Annotated in this window: 15 protein-coding genes, 1 tRNA gene and 1 pseudogene; 8 read left to right on the top strand and 9 right to left on the bottom strand. The window is 46.7% G+C overall.

Translation table 11 applies throughout. From position 1 onward, the window contains the following. Positions 1-2: 2 nt before the first annotated feature. The 5 genes and pseudogenes from HRU69_09960 to HRU69_09940 form a co-directional block, all read right to left on the bottom strand. Positions 3-1,178 (bottom strand): efflux RND transporter periplasmic adaptor subunit, encoded by a 1,176-nt coding sequence (locus HRU69_09960; GenBank protein ID QOI97792.1) that lies wholly within the window; start codon positions 1,176-1,178, stop codon positions 3-5. A gap of 12 nt (positions 1,179-1,190) precedes the next feature. Continuing rightward, positions 1,191-2,549, bottom strand: a complete 1,359-nt coding sequence (locus HRU69_09955; GenBank protein QOI97791.1) for a TolC family protein — start codon at positions 2,547-2,549, stop codon at positions 1,191-1,193. After that, positions 2,546-3,178 (bottom strand): TetR/AcrR family transcriptional regulator, encoded by a 633-nt coding sequence (locus HRU69_09950; GenBank protein ID QOI97790.1) that lies wholly within the window; start codon positions 3,176-3,178, stop codon positions 2,546-2,548. Before HRU69_09950 ends, HRU69_09955 begins: the two co-directional genes overlap by 4 nt. Positions 3,179-3,370: 192 nt before the next feature. After that, a pseudogene (locus HRU69_09945) lies at positions 3,371-3,646 on the bottom strand (hypothetical protein). 24 nt (positions 3,647-3,670) lie between these two features. Then, on the bottom strand, positions 3,671-4,225 hold the full coding sequence (locus HRU69_09940) for an RNA polymerase sigma factor (protein QOI97789.1): 555 nt from the start codon (positions 4,223-4,225) through the stop codon (positions 3,671-3,673). A gap of 134 nt (positions 4,226-4,359) precedes the next feature. Here HRU69_09940 and purL point away from each other — a divergent pair, with 134 nt between their 5' ends. The 6 genes from purL to HRU69_09910 all read left to right on the top strand — a co-directional run bounded on the left by purL (position 4,360) and on the right by HRU69_09910 (position 11,204). Continuing rightward, positions 4,360-8,061: a phosphoribosylformylglycinamidine synthase gene (gene purL / locus HRU69_09935; protein ID QOI98888.1), complete on the top strand. Its 3,702-nt coding sequence runs from the start codon at positions 4,360-4,362 to the stop codon at positions 8,059-8,061. Between the two features lie 62 nt (positions 8,062-8,123). Next, positions 8,124-8,696 carry a DUF4136 domain-containing protein gene (locus tag HRU69_09930; protein ID QOI97788.1) on the top strand — a complete coding sequence of 191 codons (573 nt, stop codon included), beginning with the start codon at positions 8,124-8,126 and terminating at the stop codon, positions 8,694-8,696. A gap of 109 nt (positions 8,697-8,805) precedes the next feature. Beyond that, positions 8,806-8,876 (top strand) — tRNA-Gln (locus tag HRU69_09925). Positions 8,877-8,914: 38 nt separating this feature from the next. Further along, complete coding sequence (locus HRU69_09920; protein ID QOI97787.1) at positions 8,915-9,844, top strand: ribose-phosphate pyrophosphokinase; 930 nt, start codon at positions 8,915-8,917, stop codon at positions 9,842-9,844. Positions 9,845-9,873: 29 nt separating this feature from the next. Beyond that, the gene (locus HRU69_09915) at positions 9,874-10,572 is read left to right on the top strand and encodes a 50S ribosomal protein L25/general stress protein Ctc (GenBank protein ID QOI97786.1); all 699 of its coding nucleotides are present in this window, start codon (positions 9,874-9,876) and stop codon (positions 10,570-10,572) included. A gap of 71 nt (positions 10,573-10,643) precedes the next feature. Further along, complete coding sequence (locus HRU69_09910; GenBank protein ID QOI97785.1) at positions 10,644-11,204, top strand: aminoacyl-tRNA hydrolase; 561 nt, start codon at positions 10,644-10,646, stop codon at positions 11,202-11,204. A 28-nt stretch (positions 11,205-11,232) separates the two neighbouring features. On the opposite strand, the gene metG is transcribed toward HRU69_09910, so the two are convergent. Together metG and HRU69_09900 are read right to left on the bottom strand one after the other, a co-directional pair. Next, entirely contained in the window at positions 11,233-13,320 is a 2,088-nt protein-coding gene (metG, locus tag HRU69_09905; GenBank protein ID QOI97784.1) for a methionine--tRNA ligase, read from the bottom strand. A gap of 59 nt (positions 13,321-13,379) precedes the next feature. Next, positions 13,380-15,446, bottom strand: a complete 2,067-nt coding sequence (locus tag HRU69_09900; protein ID QOI97783.1) for a tetratricopeptide repeat-containing sensor histidine kinase — start codon at positions 15,444-15,446, stop codon at positions 13,380-13,382. Between the two features lie 309 nt (positions 15,447-15,755). Between HRU69_09900 and HRU69_09895 the strand changes: the two genes are divergently transcribed. Then, positions 15,756-15,926 (top strand): hypothetical protein, encoded by a 171-nt coding sequence (locus HRU69_09895; protein ID QOI97782.1) that lies wholly within the window; start codon positions 15,756-15,758, stop codon positions 15,924-15,926. A gap of 586 nt (positions 15,927-16,512) precedes the next feature. Here the strand turns inward: HRU69_09895 and sppA are convergent. Continuing rightward, entirely contained in the window at positions 16,513-18,264 is a 1,752-nt protein-coding gene (gene sppA / locus HRU69_09890; GenBank protein ID QOI97781.1) for a signal peptide peptidase SppA, read from the bottom strand. Positions 18,265-18,325: 61 nt separating this feature from the next. On the opposite strand from sppA, the gene folK reads away from it, so the two are divergent. Continuing rightward, positions 18,326-18,811: a 2-amino-4-hydroxy-6-hydroxymethyldihydropteridine diphosphokinase gene (folK, locus tag HRU69_09885; GenBank protein QOI97780.1), complete on the top strand. Its 486-nt coding sequence runs from the start codon at positions 18,326-18,328 to the stop codon at positions 18,809-18,811. Here the strand turns inward: folK and fabD are convergent. Next, on the bottom strand, positions 18,808-19,683 hold the full coding sequence (gene fabD / locus HRU69_09880) for an ACP S-malonyltransferase (GenBank protein QOI97779.1): 876 nt from the start codon (positions 19,681-19,683) through the stop codon (positions 18,808-18,810). The two genes, folK and fabD, sit on opposite strands and share 4 nt — an antisense overlap. Positions 19,684-19,717 lie beyond the last annotated feature (34 nt).

The following is a 19,717-nucleotide window of genomic DNA, read 5'->3' as shown; positions in this document are numbered from 1 at the left end:
AATCAGTTTTTGGCAACTCCGTTAAGATTTTTGGTGGTACCGGCCAACACTACTTCAACGCCTTCGGTTAAATCGCGGTAACCTTCATTTACAATCATCTCGTTGCCTTCCAGGCCCTCCAGTATTTCGGTTTCGGTTTTAGATGTAATTCCTGTTGTTACGTGTACTTTACGGGCAAGCATTTTATCGCCACGGCTGTCGACAACGAAAATAAACTGGCCTTCGTCATCCTTTTGAATAATGCGAGTAGGCACAGCCAGCGTTGCTTCGCTTACATAATCGCGAAGTTGCAGAACCACCACCTGGTTTGGCTTTACCACAAAATTTACTTTAGGCAGGTGCACTTCTACCACAAAGGTTCTGTTTTCCGGGTTGATAACCTGGCTGACCGATGAGATGGTGGATTTCAATCGCTGGTTATTGGCGGGGAAGTAAACCTCTACCGGATCACCGGCTTTGAATTTACCAATGTAGCGTTCGGAAACATCGGCTTTAATGTAATTATCATCAAGGCTAACCAATCGAACCAACGGCATGCCAGGCGAAGCAATTTCACCTTGTTTTGCAGGCAGTTGGTCAACCGTTCCGGCAAACGGAGCTTTTACAATGGCTTGGTCGAGTTGTGCGTTTGCGGTAGCTAATCTACGCTCCAGCGATTCTTTGTTATTCTTGGCCTGCAGGTATTGAATTTCAGTGCCTACTTTCTGTTCCCAAAGCTTTGCCTGCCGCTCGTAAACGGAAGTGGCCAGTTCAAGTGCCGTTTTTAATTCAGCAATGGTATTCAGTACGATTTCGGCATCAAGCGAAATGAGAGTCTGCCCCCTGGTAACATGTTGCCCTTCGCGAACATGCACGCGCTTTATTTCACCGCCAGTTTGGGCAGCAATGAGTACATTTTTTCTCGACTCAACAGTTCCGCGCATTTCGGCTTTGTGTTCAAACGGGCGTTTTTCAGCCACGAAGGTCGATACCATTATTGCTTTGCTGTTCTGCCGGGCAAACTCCGGGTCTAAGGCGCTAATCTCCTTCTCAAGTTTAACAATCGTTTCATTCAGGTTGGCCACTTGTCGTCTGGCGGCCTCCAGTTCTGTCTTCTTTGCTTCCAAATCAGAAACCTTAGGTTTGCTGCAGGCGACAGCAAAGAGAGTAATCAGGACAATGTATATTCTGCTTTTCATCCGGGTTGTTGTTTATTTTTTGGTTGTGGGTACTACAATTTTACCGTACGCTTTTTCAAGGTCAACAGTGGAAATAAGGGCATCGTACAAAGCCGTGAAGTAATTTGTTTGCGCCTCCTTAAAGGCCGCGTCTGCATCAATTACTTCAATGTTTGAACCAACTCCTTGCTGATATTTTAACACAGCCACGTTATATACTTCTTCCGCCAACTTCATATTTTCTTCCTGTGCCTTCAGCGCAGTCAGGTTGTTTTCAAACTCCAGGCTATATTGTGCCTGTTCAAGGTCAATCCGGCTCTTCAGCAACTGCTGGGCATTTTCAACCTGCCGCATTTGCGATTTCTTTTGCTGGATGATCTTGCTTTTTCGCATGCCATCGAAAATAGGCATGTTTATCCGCAGGCCATAAACGCCAAACGTTCGCCAGTTTTCACCAAATGCCACAAAGTTGCTGAACACAGCCGTACCATAGCTGGCGCCATAACTTCCGTAAAAATCAAGCGAGGGCAGATACTGGACCCTGGTATTTTTGATATCCAGACCCACCAGGGCCTTGTTAATTTCAAGTTGACTGTATTCTATGCGGTTGTGGTAACTGAAGTTCGAACTGAAATCTTCACGAAGCGCTTCAAAATGTATCGTCTGCAGATCGTCAGCCAGAGTAAGCGGTTCGTTTACCGGCATGCCCATTTGAAATTTAAGCAGTTTTAAACTGATATCCAGGGCAGTAGCTGATGTTTTGATGGCTTGTGAGATATTATTGAACTGCACCTGTATCCGGTTCACATCAATCTTTTCGGCAAATCCGTTTTCGTACATAATGCGTGTTTGGCGCAGTAGCGAATCAAGGCGCTGGTAGTTTTTTTTCACCAGTTCATTCCTCTCCTTGTTTACCAGAACTGAGTAGTAAGCCTTTTTAATATTGGCCACCAGGTCAATTTCGGTAGCAGCTTGTTCGCGCCTGGACAATTCGGTGTAGGTACGCGCTGCCTTTAGCCCTACAAAGTAGGAACCACTGAAAATCATCTGCTGCAGGTCGATGCTTGCCCGGCCGGTGTATTTGGTACCAAACTGCACAGGTGCCAAAGCACCTTCCGGTGCGCCCGGATCAAATATCTGAGCGGGTACAAACGTGGTTGGGATTACAAAATTATCGCCTAAATCAGCGGCCGCGGTAAGTTGCGGCAAACCGCTGGAAAGGTACTCGCCCACTTTCGCCTGCGAAGCATCAACACCGGCACGTGCACTTTTAATGTTCGGGTTGTTTTCAAGCGCATAATCAATGCACTGTTGCAGCGTTAGTGTTTGCTGGGCCGGCAAGGCCTGGCTTACTAATGTAAAGGCGGCAATAAGTAAATGGTTCTTTATCATGTGGCAGCGGGTTGATAATTTATATCCTTTAGTTTCTGATAGAGTTTTCTTCCTTTGTCAGTAACCAGCCCATAAACAAAGTGGTCGAATATCTGCTCCTGCACCTCGGCCAGCCGGAAACGGTTTGAAGGAAAAATATCGGGGTTAAAGGCAAGTTGTACCAATTCAATGCGCATCGCGGCCATCACTTCGGGGTTCACATCCGGCCGGATGTAACCGTCTGTAATTCCCTGATTCAGATTACGCACAATGGACTCGCGCAGGTATTTACCCTTAAAATTGATCCACTCACTCCAGGCTTTTGGATGAAACTTTTGCAGGTCGAACAGTAGGGTTGGATTTAGTGCCTCCATACTTTGCTTTAGGCATACAGAAATCCGCGCCAATTCTTCAATCGGGTTTTTTGAGTCATCGCGAATACCGTCAAACTGAGTAATGTTGCGCTCCAGGTGACTGCGTGAAACCATCAGCACCAGCTCATCTTTATCAGCAAAGTGCTGGTACAGCGTTTTTTTAGAAACCCCAAGGTGGCGCGCGATATCATCCATGGAAATGCTCCGCACCCCGTAGCGCATAAATAAATCCTCTGCGCCTTTGAGAATTTTATCTTTAATGTCTTTTTCTTCCATAACGGGGTGCAAAACTATGGAAACTATTAGTATTATAAAAGTTTCCAACGTTTCCTTTAACGCCAAACAAAAGCCCGGGGTTTAGGTTTTGCCAAAAAAAGTTTTTGTTAAGCCAGTGCGGATTGGTTAACCTTCCTGATTATCAGTTGCCTGAGGAGGTGTACCTCTGCACCACCGATCCTCAAATTTTCTTTTAAACCGCTCCCGCTCTTCCGGTGTCATGTCGCCAATTTTTTTTCTCCAATCCCGCTTCCGATAACCGCAGTGAGGTGCGCCAGCCTTGCCAAGTCCGCTAAAGAGAATTTTGGACAATACCAGCAGGCCCAGGGCCTGCCAAAAGGTAACAACCGGCCCGCCAAACAACACAGGAATCAGCCAGTTCCATAGAATCATGGTAAGCCAGCCAAACACAGCCACGGCAATTGCCACCAGGGGTATAATCAAGAGTATTTTCACAAATTTTTTCATACCAACTTGCATTATTGTTCTAATTCATAGGTCATTATAAATGGTTTGCAACCGATGGCGCAAAGCCCGCACGGCATAGCGCTTTCGTGAAAGCAGGGTGTTAACAGAAATTCCGGTTTCTTCAGCCATTTCCCTGAAGCTTTTTCCTTCCAGTTCGTTCTGAATAAAAACTTCCCGCTGTTCGGTCGGTAATTCAGCTAATGCGTCTGTCAGCGTATCCCAAAGTACTTCACGCATCATTACCTCATCCGGAGAATTACCAAAATCAGGAAGAATCTCCAGGAGCAAAAGCGGACCTTCCTCATCAGTACCTCCATTACCCGTAAAATCAGTTTTTAAAGGCTGGTTGCTATTGCGCCTGTATCGGTCGATGATTTTATTACGGGCAACAGAAAAGAGCCATGCTGTAATGCTGTCCACCGACTGGATGGTTTCAAAACCAGCAAGAAACTGGTAAAAAACATCCTGAAGAATATCCTCGGCATCCTCAAGACTTGCAACGCGATGGCGTATAAAGCTTAAAAGTCGGCTGCGTTCTTTAATAAATGCTTCTTCCTTAAGGTGCATAGTCAGGTCCATCGACCATCCGCTTTTCGATAGAGACGAATATGAGGTGGATTTAGTGCATGTAGTCAGTAATCGGTTGAAAATAAATCATAACAGAAAAACCAAAACCGTTATTTTTGGGCTTTCCAAAAGTCCACCCCGCTTCGATGGTTTCATTCTTCCGGTCGGCCCCCAACACAATTTATGCAGTTGGTCTGACATCGCCTTTACAAGATACTGATATTCAAAAACTTACATGGTTATTCGGGGATGCGTTGCCGCTAACCGAATCAGTTCTGCAGGGCTATTTCATCGGTCCCCGAAAGGAGATGGTAACGCCCTGGAGCACCAATGCTGTTGAAATAACCCAAACCATGGGCATTGCAGGAATAACCCGTATTGAAGAATTCACCGAAGTAAAATCAAGTCAGGCGCAGCACGACCGGATGCTGCAGGTACTTTATAAGGGTCTCGATCAGGAAATTTTTACCATCCAACATGTGCCCGAGCCCGTACAGGACGTTGATGACATTGCGGCCTATAATTTAAAAGAAGGGCTGGCACTTAGCCCCGAAGAAGTGGCCTACCTCGAAAACGTGAGCAAGGAACTTGGACGCAAACTGACCGACAGCGAGGTTTTCGGTTTCTCGCAGGTTAACTCTGAACACTGCCGCCATAAAATTTTTAATGGCACCTTTATTCTTGATGGAAAGGAACAACCAGCAACACTTTTTCAACTTATTAAAGAAACATCAAAGCAAAACCCGAATTACCTCGTATCGGCTTACAAAGACAACGTGGCCTTTATTAAAGGCCCGCGTATTGAACAGTTTGCACCCGAACGGCAGGATGCAGCCGGCTTCTTCGAAATAAAAGATGTTGACTCTGTAATTTCGTTAAAAGCCGAGACGCACAATTTTCCTACCACCGTTGAGCCCTTTAACGGTGCCGCCACCGGCTCGGGTGGCGAAATACGCGACCGCCTGGCTGGTGGAAAGGGTGCGTTGCCGCTTGCCGGAACAGCTGTGTATATGACCTCCTACCCGCGCCTGAATCATGGGCGACCGTGGGAAAAGAAATTTCCTGAACGCAACTGGCTTTACCAGACTCCGGAAGAAATTCTGATTAAAGCCTCGGATGGCGCTTCTGATTTTGGTAACAAATTCGGCCAACCCCTGATCAACGGCAGTGTGCTCACATTTGAGCACTTTGAAAACGCCCGTCAGTTCGGGTTCGATAAAGTAATTATGCTTGCCGGAGGCATCGGATTTGGTAAACTGAAAGACAGCAAGAAAGATTCGCTAAAGCCGGGTGATAAGATTGTTATGCTCGGTGGCGACAACTACCGCATCGGCATGGGTGGCGGGGCGGTGTCGTCTGTAGCCACTGGCGAGTACGCTAATGCCATTGAACTGAATGCCATCCAACGCTCAAATCCCGAAATGCAAAAGCGTGTGATGAACGCCATACGCGCACTGGCTGAAATGGATAACAACCCGATCATCTCCATTCATGATCATGGCGCGGGCGGACACTTCAACTGCTTGTCGGAACTGCTCGAAGAAACCGGGGGCACCATTTTCATTGATAAACTTCCGGTGGGCGACCCTACCCTTTCGGATAAAGAAATCATCAGCAACGAATCGCAGGAACGTATGGGGCTGGCCATTCAGGAACAACACCTGGAACCGCTCAGACAAATTGCCGAACGTGAACGCGCCCCCATGTATGTTATCGGCCATGCCACGGGCGATAACCACCTGCATTTTATAAGGCAAGGCGCTGATAAAAAAACAATTGATTTCGCTGTAAGGCACCTGCTGGGTTCTTCACCTAAAACCGTTTTAACCGATACCAGACAGCCGGCTCTTTTTGCAGAAATCACCTATTACGTTGCTAATATTACCGAGTACCTCCACCAGGTACTTCAACTTGAATCGGTGGCCTGTAAAGACTGGCTCACCAATAAGGTTGACCGCTCAGTAACCGGCAAAGTGGCCACCCAGCAAACCTGCGGGCCGGTTCAACTACCGCTCAATAACCTGGGGGTTATGGCGCTTGATTTCACCAGCCTGAAAGGTGTTGCCACCGCTATCGGTCATGCACCTGCGGCTGCCTTAATTAACCCGGCTGCCGGCAGCAGGTTGGCCATTACCGAAGCGTTAACAAACATTTTGTGGGCTCAGTTAACTTACGGCATTAAAGGCATTTCGCTAAGCGCCAACTGGATGTGGCCGGCAAGGCAACCCGGTGAAAATGCTAGGCTGTACGAAGCAGTAAGTGCAGTGAGCGACTTTGCAATAAAACTGGGAATTAACATCCCCACCGGCAAAGACTCGCTTTCGATGACCCAAAAATACCCTGAGGGTAATACCGTACTCTCACCCGGCACGGTTATCATATCGGCCGTAGCCGAGGTAAACGATATTACCAAAACCATAACCCCGGCTCTCCGCCCAATTCAGGGTACGCAACTTGTTTATATTGACTTTTCAAATTGCCAGCGGGCCTTGGGTGGAAGTGCACTGGCCCAGGTGCTTAATCAACTTGGTACGCAAACACCCGATATAACCGATGCAGGCTATGTTGTTCGATGCTTTACCGCCTTGCAGGATTTGATTACGCAAGGTTATGTGCTGGCCGGCCATGATATTTCATCAGGTGGCCTGATAACTACTGTATTGGAGATGAGCTTCGCGGTTCCAGAAGTTGGACTGGATCTTGACTTCCGTTCAACACACGATGACCTGGTAAAAATTTTGTTTGCTGAAAATCCGGGTGTTGTCATACAGGTTAACAACAGCCAGGACGTTGAACTTCTCTTGCAAAAGCAGGGTATCAGGTTTGAACGAATTGGCACACTGAACCTGAATCGAACCCTTTCCATCTTGCATCACCAGGGCACCCTGCACCTGGAAATTGATACCCTTCGTGATACCTGGTACCAGACTTCCTGCTTATTGGATCAAAAACAGCGTCCGGTCTCATATGCCGACACACGCTTTAAAAATTATAAACACCAACCCCTTCACTACCAATTTCCGCTAAAGTTTGATGGCCAGTTAACAGGTTACAATATTGCGGCAACCAAACACAACCGCACCGGAATCAAAGCGGCCATCATCCGGGAGAAAGGTGTTAATGGCGACCGTGAAATGGCCTACTCGTTATACCTGGCCGGCTTTGATGTAAAAGATGTGCACATGACCGACCTGGTTTCAGGACGGGAAGACCTCAGCGATGTAAACATGATTGTTTTTGTTGGCGGCTTTTCAAACTCCGATGTACTCGGTTCGGCAAAAGGATGGGCCGGTGCCTTTCTGTACAATGAAAAAGCCAAAAAGGCGCTGGATAATTTTTATAACCGCCCGGATACCCTGAGCCTTGGCGTTTGCAACGGCTGCCAGTTGATGATGGAACTCGGTTTAATCTATCCGGAACTCGGAGAAAAGCATCCGAAAATGCAGGTGAACGGTTCCGGAAAATTTGAATCAGCCTTTGTTAATGTTACCATTCCATCAACCAATTCCATAATGCTCAACTCACTTGCCGGTTGCCGCCTGGGGGTTTGGGTAGCACATGGTGAGGGCCGTTTCCAACTTTCGGATGCACCGGCCTATATACCGGCTGCACATTATTCTTATGCCGAATACCCGGGCAACCCAAACGATTCGGACGGGGCAGTTGCTGCCGTTTGCTCGAAGGATGGCCGCCACCTGGCCATTATGCCGCATATTGAACGATCATTATTTCCGTGGAACTGGCCCTGTTATCCGGCCGATCGGAAAACCGACCGGATTTCGCCCTGGCTGGAAGCCTTTGTAAATGCCAGAAACTGGATTGCTTCGAACACCGGTAAAACTAAGTGACATTCCGTTTGGCAGGCTGTGTCTGATAGTCTACCTTGGTATCAATAAAATCATCAGCGGGTATGAAAATCACCAGCATTTCTGTTGGTATTGTTTTCCTGCTTGGCGCATGCCTGGGGTATAAGGAATTACCCGTAGAGTACGACTATAGCTATAAAGGCCAGTTTAAAAAATACCGTACGTTCGAAATCATGCGGCCCACCGGCCAACCCGATGAAAATTTAACCAACAACATCATTGAAAGCTCAATTATCTCACGGATGAAGTTTTTGGGGTATCGCCAAACCGACAACCGCCCTCATCTGCTCATCAGCTTTAAAATGTTCCCTGACAGCCTGCGGTTTAATGGCTACATACAGCCCGAAATTGAAGAATGGATAAAATCGCAGGACGAGAATCTCAAATACGATCCGAAGAAATTCAACATGAACACCGGCACGTTGCTCATCCAGTTTTTTGACAGGCGACAGAACCGGTCCATCTGGCAGGGATATGCCACTTCCGTTTACGGTTCGATTGATTACAATAACAACCGGCAGCTCCGTAATGCAGTCATTTCAATTCTGGATAAATATCGCTTCTGGGCCGAGGGATTTATTGAGGGCACGGCCTCATCAAAACCATCGGATTTATAGGTCGAAAATCTTCTGATACCCGGGGTCGTATTTCACAAAAATAATTCTACCTTTGCAATCCAAAATTTAAGGGTTTTAGCCTTTTTTGAGGCTTTTGGCCCGGTTGGATTGTCCGATGGTGTAACGGTAGCACAGAAGATTTTGGTTCTTTTAGTCAGGGTTCGAATCCTTGTCGGACAACAAAGCACCCGGTTAAAGCCGGGTTTTTAAATTACTTCATGGCAGTAAAAATTTTCAGCGGCAGAGCCACCACCTACCTGGCAGAAAAAATCGCGCATGCGTATGGCGAACCGCTGGGCGTGGTTAACTATCAGCAATTCAGCGATGGTGAAATGTCACCCCACATTGCTGAATCGGTTCGCGGCCACGAAGTGTTCATCATCCAGTCAACCATTCCGCCATCGGATAACCTGATGGAGCTATTATTGATGGTGGATGCCGCCAAGCGGGCCAGCGCTTCGAGTGTCAATGTGGTTATCCCCTACTTTGGCTATGCCCGGCAGGACCGGAAGGACAAGCCGCGTGTTTCCATTGCAGCCAAACTCATTGCCAACCTGATATCCGCAGCCGGTGCCGACCGGATTATGACATGCGACTTACATGCCGACCAGATACAAGGCTTTTTTGATATTCCCGTTGACCACCTGGATGGCTCGTACATCTTTGTACCCTATTTAAAATCGCTTGGCTTAGCCAACATTATGTTTGCAACGCCCGATGTGGGCGGCATAAAACGCGCCCGCAGTTTTGCCAAATTTTTTGATGCCGAACTGGCTGTTTGCGATAAGTACCGCAAAGAAGCTAACCAGGTAGAGTCCATGCGCCTGATAGGTGAAGTAGAAGGTAAAGATGTTGTGCTGGTAGATGATTTGGTAGATACAGCCGGTACCATTTGCAAAGCCGCTGCACTGCTTAAAGAAAAAGGTGCCCGATCCGTACGGGCTGCCTGCACGCACCCCGTATTGTCGGGCAAAGCCTACGAAAACATTGAAAAATCGGTGTTGGAAGAAATTGTAGTGGCCGATACCCTGCCGTTAAAACAAACCTCACCAAAAATCCGGGTGCTCACCGTATCCGATCTCTTTGCTAAGGCTATCCGGAAAATCCACGATCACGAATCGATTAGTTCATTATTTATCCGTTTGTAAACTATTGTAAAACTAAACTATATAAAACCATGAAAACTGTTGAGATTGTAGGGTATAAACGAGCGAATCTCGGCAAGTCGCAAGCACAACAACTGCGCAACGAAGGAAATGTTCCCTGCGTGTTGTACGGTGGAGACAAGCAAGTTCACTTTTATGCCCCGATGATTTTATTCCGCGAGTTGGTGTATACCAACGAAGCGCACTTTGTACACCTGAATATTGAGGGAGATGAATGCAAAGCCATTCTGCAGGAAGTACAGTTTCACCCGGTAAGTGAAATCATTTTACATGCTGATTTTCTGCAGATTGAAGAAGGCCGCAAAATTAAAATGAACATCCCTACCCGGATGGTTGGTAAAGCACCCGGAGTAGATAAAGGGGGTACGCTTGTGCGCAAGAAAGCCTCCCTCAAAGTGTACGGCTACCCGAAAGATATGCCTGACCACATTGATGTGGATGTTTCCACACTTGACTTCCACCACGCCATTAAAGTAGCCGATATGAAAATGGAAGGATTGGAGTTTCTGGATCCCAAGCAATCGGCTATTGCCGCTGTTGAAGTGCCGCGTGCCGCCAAGATGGCTGCCGAAGAGGCCGCTGCTGCTGCCGCTGCAACCCCTGCTGAAGGTGCTGCCGCTCCTGCTGCCGGTGCCGCGGACGCTGCCCCTGCTGCCGGTGCTGAGACTAAAAAAGCCGAAGCTCCTAAAAAAGACGAGGGCAAGAAATAATTCAGAGTTAAATCCAAAAACCAAAAATCCTGTCGCTGAAAAGAGACAGGATTTTTTTATTGCTTTACAACATGAAATACCTGATTGCCGGCCTGGGCAACATTGGTCCGGAGTATGAATTAACCCGCCACAACATTGGCTTTTTGGTACTTGACCAGCTTGCTGATAAGCACAATGCTGATTTTGCAGTGGTGCGTTATGCCGAAAAAGCTGAGTTCCGGTTTAAAGGGAAGCAAATCCATTTAATCAAGCCTTCTACCTACATGAACCTCAGCGGCAAAGCTGTTTTATACTGGCTCAACAATCTTGGGGTGGAACCGGAACGACTACTTGTAATTGTTGATGATATCGCCCTGCCCTTTGGCAGCCTGCGCCTGCGGGCACAGGGCAGTGCAGCTGGGCATAACGGATTAAAGAATATTGAAGAATTACTGGGCCACCCGAATTATCCGAGGCTCCGCTTTGGTATTGGCAATAACTATCCGCGCGGACACCAGGCCGACTACGTGCTGAGCAACTTTACACCAGAAGAGTTCAAGCAACTGCCCGCCTGTATTGACAAAGCCTGCGAGATGGTACTGTCATTCATTACCCTTGGAGTGGCAAAAACGATGAGCCTGTATAATGACTGAATTTATCAGAAAAAAGCGGCTATAAAAATCAACTGACTGTGGAGCCGGGAGTCACAACCGCATCCGGGTGCAGCAGTTTTAGTTTGCCATCGCAGTCTATGGCCATCAGCACCATGCCCTGCGATTGCATGCCCATCATTTTACGAGGTGCCAGGTTGGCTATCAGGGTAACCTGTTTGCCCACAATTTCCTCGGGCGTGTAATGTTTGGAAATTCCGCTAAGCACGGTGCGCTGATCGACACCCGTATCAATGGTGAGCTTCAGCAACTTATCGGATTTCTCTACCCGTTCAGCGGCCAACACTTTACCAATGCGGATATCCAGTTTAGCAAAATCATCAATAGTAATTTCAGGCTTTAGGGGCTTTAATTCTGTTGATTCGGTCATGGCTGACTTCGGCTTTTTAAGTTTTTCAATTTGCTGTTCAACTTCCGCATCGTCAATGTTTCGGAACAACAACTCAGGTTTGCCGAGTTTATGACCCTCGGTAACTGTGTTTACCAACTCACCTTTTTTCCATAATTCATTCCATTTTTTAACCATATCAACACCATTAAGTTGGCGCAGCATGTTCTTGGCTGTGTCAGGCAAAAACGGTTGACAGGCCACCGCGAGGTTTCCAACAACAGTAAGTGCATAATTAAGGATAGCGCCCACAGCCTCCTTATCCTGGCTGGCCAGTTTCCAGGGTTCTGTATCGGCCAGAAATTTGTTACCGATGCGCGCCAGGTTCATTAAGTGAAACTGGGCCTCGCGAAAGCGGAATTCTTCAAGTCCACGGACAATTTCCTTAACCGACTGATTCAATTCGGTATGTGCCTGCTGGTACGCATTTAAAATTTTCTTTCTGGCCGGTGTTGTACCCGCAATTTCTTTATCCGATGGCACCACTCCATCAAAATACTTCCAGGTAAGCACCATTACCCGGTTTACAAAATTCCCAAGAATGGCCACCAGTTCGCTGTTCACCCGTTGTTGGTAATCCTTCCAGGTAAAGTCGGCATCTTTGGTTTCGGGACTGATGGATGTGAGTACATAGCGTAACTCATCTCTGCGGCCCGGAAATTCCAAAAGGTACTCGTGCAGCCACACTGCATGGTTTCGCGAAGTTGAAATCTTTTCGCCTTCCAGGTTAAGAAACTCATTAGCCGGCACATTATCAGGCACAATAAAACTGCCTTCGGCCCGAAGCATGCACGGAAAGATGATGCAATGAAAGACAATATTGTCCTTGCCGATAAAATGAATGAGCCGCGTTTCCGGATCCTTCCAGTATTTTTCCCAGTCGGTACCTTTTAGTTCTTTGGTGGCCGATATGTAGCCGATGGGCGCATCGAACCACACGTACAACACCTTGCCTTTTGCATCGGGCAGCGGCACGGGTATTCCCCAGTCCATGTCGCGGGTAATGGAACGTGGCTGCAGGCCCTGGTCGATCCAGGAGCGGCATTGACCATATACATTGGTTTTCCAATCCGCTTTATGTCCCTCAATGAGCCATTCTTTCAGCCACGTTTCGTACTTATCCAGCGGAAAGTACCAATGTTTTGTTGGTTTGAGCACCGGTGGCTTTCCGGAGATGGTTGAACGGGGGTTAATCAGTTGGCGGGGGCTAAGGCTTGAGCCGCACTTCTCACATTGGTCGCCATAGGCATTGGGGTGTTTGCAATTTGGGCAGGTGCCGGTAATGTACCGATCGGCCAGGAAAAGCCCCTCCTGCTCGTCATAATACTGATCGGAAACTTCTTCAAGAAAAATTCCTTTCTGATGGATGGTAGTAAAAAAATCCTGAGCTGTTTTATAATGAACCGAATTGGAGGTACGGGAATAGATATCGAAAGTAATTCCAAAATCATCAAATGCTTTCTTCATCAATTCGTGATACTTATCAACAAAAGCCTTTGGTGACACACCCTCCTTCCTTGCGCCCAGGTTAATGGCCACTCCGTGTTCATCGGAACCGCAAATGAAAATCACATCCTCACCTTTCAGCCGAAGGTAACGCACATACGTATCGGAGGGCAGGTACGCACCGGCAATATGCCCGATATGAAGCGGGCCATTGGCATACGGCAAAGCAGCCGTTACAGTTGTGCGTTTGTAAATCTTGGTCATAAAACCTCGTAAAAACGGGTGTGCAAAGATGAGAATTGAATGGGAGAATAAAAATCCGGTTACGCTTCAGCGGGTTGCGCAGCAACAGGCAGGTTCACCCGGAATTCGGTGTAGCCTTCGGACGTCATCCCCAGGCTGACGGAACCTCCGAGTCGCTCGGTAGCCAGTTTGGTAAGGTAAAGGCCAATTCCCCCGGTCTCTGAACGCTCGGAGGCACGCATAAACATCTGAAAAATCTTGTCGGGGTCAACACGCGAAATGCCAACACCGTTGTCGATGACGAATACCTGCAGGTGCCCGTTATGCTGATTAATTTTAATTCTAACGAAAGGATCAATTCGATCGGAATCATTATAAAACTTGATGGCATTATCGATAAGGTTCTCCAATATAATCCGCACCAGTTCCCTGTCGCTGAAGAAGGTTAATGATTTATCAATTTCCTTTTTAATAACAAACCGGGGCGGCAGTCCACGTTTAGATTCAGCCATGATGATTTCATCCACCAGAGCGCCCAGGTTAATGGATTCAAAGTCAAATCTTGAACTGTTAATCTGGTTTACAGTAACTAACCGGGTTAAAACTTTATTTAACTTCTCTGCAGTTTCATCCAGTTTCTTTAAATAATCCAGCGTAACCGGGTCCTTTGATTCCATAATGGCCAGGTTACAGATGCCCTTAAGGCTGGCAAGCGGCCCGCGGATGTCATGCGAAGTTTTGTAGATAAAATTATCCAACTCTTCATTAACCTTTTGCAGGCTGGCCGTTTTCTCCTTCACTTTCTTATCCAGGTCGGCATTGAGTAGTTGTAATTCGGTTTTAGCCTCGCTGAGCGCCATGTTAACCCTTCGCACCGTACGGTTACTGCGATACAGAACAAACACCAGCAGGGCCGCCAGCACTGCGATGATACCGATGGAAAAATTGAGTGTTCGCTGCCGGATGATGACTTCCTCTTTGGCGGCAATGGTGGCCAGATTTTCTCGCTCGGCAAAGTCGGTTTGCAGCTCGGCTATTTTATCAATCAGTTGTTCGCTGTACACACTGTCCTTGAGTGTGATGTATTTTCGCTGATAAGCCGAGGCATTAACATGATCGTTCACCTGATTATATAATACAGAGAACTGCCGGTAGGTATCAATTAATAACTCATTGTATATATTTTTCGAGGCAATCTGCTCGGCCTGGCGCAGGGCATTTTCGGCTTCAGCCGGTTTATTCAACTCGATATAAACCTTACCCAGATAAACCAGGTTCTCGCCTTCATACCGGGTGTTGCCGGTGGCTTTTGCTGTTTGCAGTGACAGATTAAAGTATTCAACGGCTTCGGTATACTTTTCGAGGCCAAAGTTAGCCACACCCATACCAAACCAACCGGAGACCTTAATAACATCCTGGCAATTACTACCACACGATTCGAAAGCCTTTTGAAAACTTTCGAATGCCTGGTTAAAGTTCTTCAACTGGTTATGGCACAACCCGATGTTGATTAGCTGCTGACCAAGAAAACTCTTATCGGTTGACTTTTCGAGGTACTCCAAAGCTTTGGTATAAAATTCAAGCGCTTTGGGATAATTTCTTAACTTAAAATATACAAACCCGACATTATTCAGAGAAACAGCAATTTCTCCAATATCCCCGTCTTCTTCGCGCAAGGCAAGGGTTTTAAAGTGATATTCTAATGCCCTGTCATACTCAGCACGATAAGAGTAAGCGACTGCAATATTGTTCAATATTCTTTTGTACTCTTCTGCAAAATTATTTCGGTGAGCTACCCCCAAGGCCGTCAATAGTGTCTCCAACGCTTCCTTAGATTTACCCATCCGGTTATATAACTGACCGATACGCCTTGCGCTTGTTACCATTTTTAAACTATCGCCCCGTTCCGAAGCCCATGCATAGGCCATGTTATTATAATTCAGCGCTGCTTCGTAATCCGTATCGAAGTGTAACCGGGATAATTCAGCCAAGATCTCAAACCGCTGTTCATCCGAACTGCTGCGCAGTTTGGCTTTAAGCGAATCAACCTGATGCTGAGGTTGGGCAACCGATTTAAAGGCTGAAAGAAATAGCGCAACCAACACCAGGCTGCGAATGGCAGAACAAACAAAATTTATTTGGTACACGCGTAATTAAAGAAAATTATTACATGAAAAAGATTCATTTCAGCCAACCATCTTTGGCTCACAATTTAAACAAAACAAAAACAAAAACTAACAAACCATAAACCCCACTACTATGAAAAAGTTATTCTACATCGTAATGTTCATCATGACTGTTTCACTTACTGTTACCGCCTGTGCTGAAGAAGAAATTGCTCCCTCAACCACGCTTGAGAACGGTGGTGGTAATCCTAACACAGGAGGCCATTAATAGCAGTCCTTATTATCCTAAAGTCAGTTGATAACAGATTAATAACTATCAACATTGTTATTATGAAAACAAAAATCATCACCCTCCTGGCGGTGGCTACTTTGGTAACCCTGTCGTTTACCCTGATTTCGGTACGGCATACGGGAAACAAAACTGAAACTGCACCCGCTGCTGAACAGGCTGCCGTACAAAATGAACCCATCGGTGGGTTTGTTGCAGAAGATAAGTACTGATTTAACTGATAATCAGTTAGTTACACACCCCGCTGAACAGCGGGGTGTGTTTTTTTTATCTAACCGCAATTGGGGAGCACAAACGCTAATGGTGTAAAACACAAAATCTGCCTATCCTCTTATAGGGTAGTTCAAAATGCAATTATTCCGGTTTGCAGAGAAACACACCCGGCCCTCTTAACTCTCATGTAACCTCCCTTAATTCCCATTTACCAAGCTGTAACCACCTTCTTTCTAAGATAAAAGAGGGACCTCACTCAATACCGACAACACCCACTAGACGAGTCCAGCGGTAACAATCTTTGGAATCAAATCCCTGGTAGCGGTATCCATCCTATAACTTGCATTGAAATTAAAAGCGTTCTAATGCTCCGAATACAGCAACTCCGATCGGCTCACGTGCTCTAATTGTCAACTCATATCCATTACCTTTAGGTCAGCCGTAATGAAGACCTGTTGATAACAATGTAATCAGGCCCATTAAAGTGTTACTTCCGCCATGTTATTTGTCAAAAACAGGGATAAACCTTACATCAAAAAATGGCTGTTTTTGACATTTTTTTCACCTTGAATAAAAAAGGAAGGTTCAATTAATCTGCAATTCAAAAGGCATGCGGGCCTGCACGCCCTTATGCTGCCTTAAGACCTGCCATTGCTTAAATACCACATAGTAAGCACCCATTTCCTGTTTCAACCGTTGTGTTTTGGCGTTATCCTCAAGCGAACCAAGGAACTGCTCGATAATTGACTTACGGGCGGGATAATAGCGTACCTTATAGTCATTGCCTAAGCCGGCTGCATCGGCTGCAATAGCCAGGGCCTGTTCATAGCCGCCAAGCACGTCAACAAGCTGGCGATCTTTTGCCTGTTGGCCTGTCCACACGCGGCCGCTGGCAACCTGTTTAATCTGATCCTTACTGATATTCCGGCCCAGGGCCGCTTTACCCGTAAAGGTCTCGTAAATTTCTTCGGTGCGTTGCTGCCACACATTCTTTTCGCCCGGTGTTAATGGCCGGCTGAGTGTTACCATTTCACCATATTCACCGGTATTTACTTCATCGAAGGTAATACCGAGTTTGTTACCCAGAAATCCGCTGGCATCAAACAGCACACTGAATACACCAATCGAACCGGTAATGGTATGCGGCTGGGCCACAATGGTATCGCAGCCCATAGCCAGGTAATAACCGCCCGATGCTGCGTAATCAGACATAGAGGCAATTACCGGTTTTTGCTTTGCCGCCAGGGTCACTTCACGCCACATTACATCCGATGCCTGAAAACTTCCTCCTGGCGAGTTAATGCGTAATACAATGGCCTTCACCCGTTTATTCTCGCGCGCTTTCCGAATGGTCTCAGCAAATGTTTCGGAGCCAATTACACCCTCATCGGCTTTACCGGGCAAAATGGCTCCATCGGCTACGATTACAGCAATTTCATTAGGCGATGACCCGGTTGCAGTGTAACTTTTACTGTACCGCTTGTACCCGATGGTGTTGATTTTTTCAGTCTCGTTAAGGTTCAGGCGTTTCCGGAGATCATTCAAAACCTCATCGTAATAAAGCAATGAATCAACCAAACCGTATTCCTGACTCAGACGGGCATTGCGGGCCAGCATTTTATCCGAAATAGTTTTTAGCTGATCGACCGGCACATTTCTGGATTTTGAGATCTGATTAAGCATGTACCCATAAATAGAATGAACCAATTCGGTTAATTGAAGCCTGTTTTCGTTGCTCATCTTGTCGAGCAGGTAAGGCTCAACCGCGCTTTTGTAATCGCCCACCCGAAAGATCTCGGGTTTAATTTCCAGTTTATCGAAGAGTCGTTTAAAAAAGCTGATTTCAACGGTAAGTCCGTTAAACTCCAACTCTCCTTCCGGATTCAGATAAACACGGTCGGCTACCGAGGCCAGGTAGTACGCTTTCTCCGACATCACTTCCGAATAAGCAACTATCCATTTGCCGCTGGCCTTAAAATCCATTAACGACTGGCGAATCTCTTCGATGGTGGCAAAGCCGGCCATCGGGTAGTTTACATCCAGGTAAATGCCGGCAATTTTGTCATCGGCAGCAGCATGCTTAATGGCTTCCTTCAGTTGAAGCAGACCGATGGTTGGAATTTCATTACCAAAAACCGGCATTCCTTCAAACGGATTTTCCACTTGTTGTTCGGTAATTTCAGCATCAAGTTTCAGGTGTAACACGGTATTGTTCTTCAGTACGACCTTTTCATCCGCTGAAAGAACTCCCAGCACCATAAAAAATAAAACCACACTGATAATAGAAAACACGGTAAGGGCCAGCATAGAGGCCAGAAACGTTTTAAAAAAGTTCATATCCTAAATTTTATTGAGGCTCAAAACTACGTACAACAGATTTAAAAAGTAAGTTGGTGCCATGAACAAGGCTTACCTGCTTTTAGGAAGCAACCTGGGCAACCGGCTGATAAACCTCGAAAACGCACGGCAGCATATCAGTCGGCAGGTAGGGCCAATAGTTACAGCTTCATCAGTTTACGAAACGGCACCCTGGGGCAATGAAAACCAGGGGATGTTTTATAACCAGGTGGTTGAAATAAACACTACGTTACAGCCCCGGGTGTTGCTTGCCAATACTTTGGTTATTGAAACTGTACTGGGCCGGATTCGGAGCAACGATAAATTCGGCCCGCGTGTAATTGATATAGACCTGTTGTTTTATAATGATGAAATACTTAACACGCCCGAACTAACTCTTCCACATCCGGCACTGCAAAGCAGGCGCTTTACTCTTGAGCCGCTCAATGAAATTGCACCGGATTTTATGCATCCGGTAATTGGTAAATCTGTAAACCAGTTGCTTGCTGAATGTACCGATAACCTGCCGGTTACCCGGATTACCTAAAGGCTCATGGCTTCCGCCTCGGGCGCTATCTTCTTAACCAGGCCCTGCAGCACTTTGCCCGGACCGCATTCGATAAATGTTTTTGCTCCGTCTTTAACCATTTGCTGAACAGACTGTGTCCAACGAACCGGGGCCGTAAGTTGAGCAATCAGGTTTTTTTTAATGGTATCAACATCCGAAGCCGGCATTGCATTTACGTTTTGATATACCGGGCAAACCGGCTTATGAAAAGTAGTCGCCTCAATGGCTGCAGCAAGTTCTTTACGGGCCGGTTCCATCAATGGCGAATGAAAAGCACCGCCTACCTGAAGGGGCAATACGCGTTTGGCTCCGGCTGCCTTTAATTTTTCGGAAGCAAGTTCAATTCCTTTAATAGAACCCGATATAACCAATTGCCCCGGGCAATTATAGTTTGCCGCCACCACTACTTCGCCTGTTACCGAAGCACACACTTCTTCAACAACGTTATCATCCAGTCCAAGCACAGCCGCCATAGTTGAAGGAGTAATCTCACAGGCCTTCTGCATAGCCATAGCGCGTTTGTAAACCAGGGCCAGAGCGTCTTCATACCCAAGCGAACGGTTTGCTACCAAAGCCGAGAACTCGCCAAGCGAATGGCCTGCCACCATATCCGGACGGAAGGAGTCGCTCGATAGCGCCACAGCAACCGAATGAATAAATATGGCCGGCTGCGTTATTTTGGTTTGCTTCAGTTCCTCGGCAGTACCGGCAAACATGGTTTGGGTAATAGCAAAACCCAGCACTTCGTTTGCTTTATCAAAATAGAATTTTGCTTTGGGGTTCAATTCGTACAGGTCTTTACCCATGCCGCTGAACTGCGCACCCTGGCCCGGAAAAATGTATGCTTTCATAAGAATTATTTAAACAGGCAAAATAGCGATCGGA

This window comes from Flammeovirgaceae bacterium (assembly GCA_015180985.1).
In the GTDB taxonomy this organism is placed as follows: Bacteria; Bacteroidota; Bacteroidia; order Cytophagales; family Cyclobacteriaceae; genus UBA2336.
Note: the sequence above shows the minus strand (reverse complement) of the source record. Positions and strands in the feature narration are given on the sequence as shown.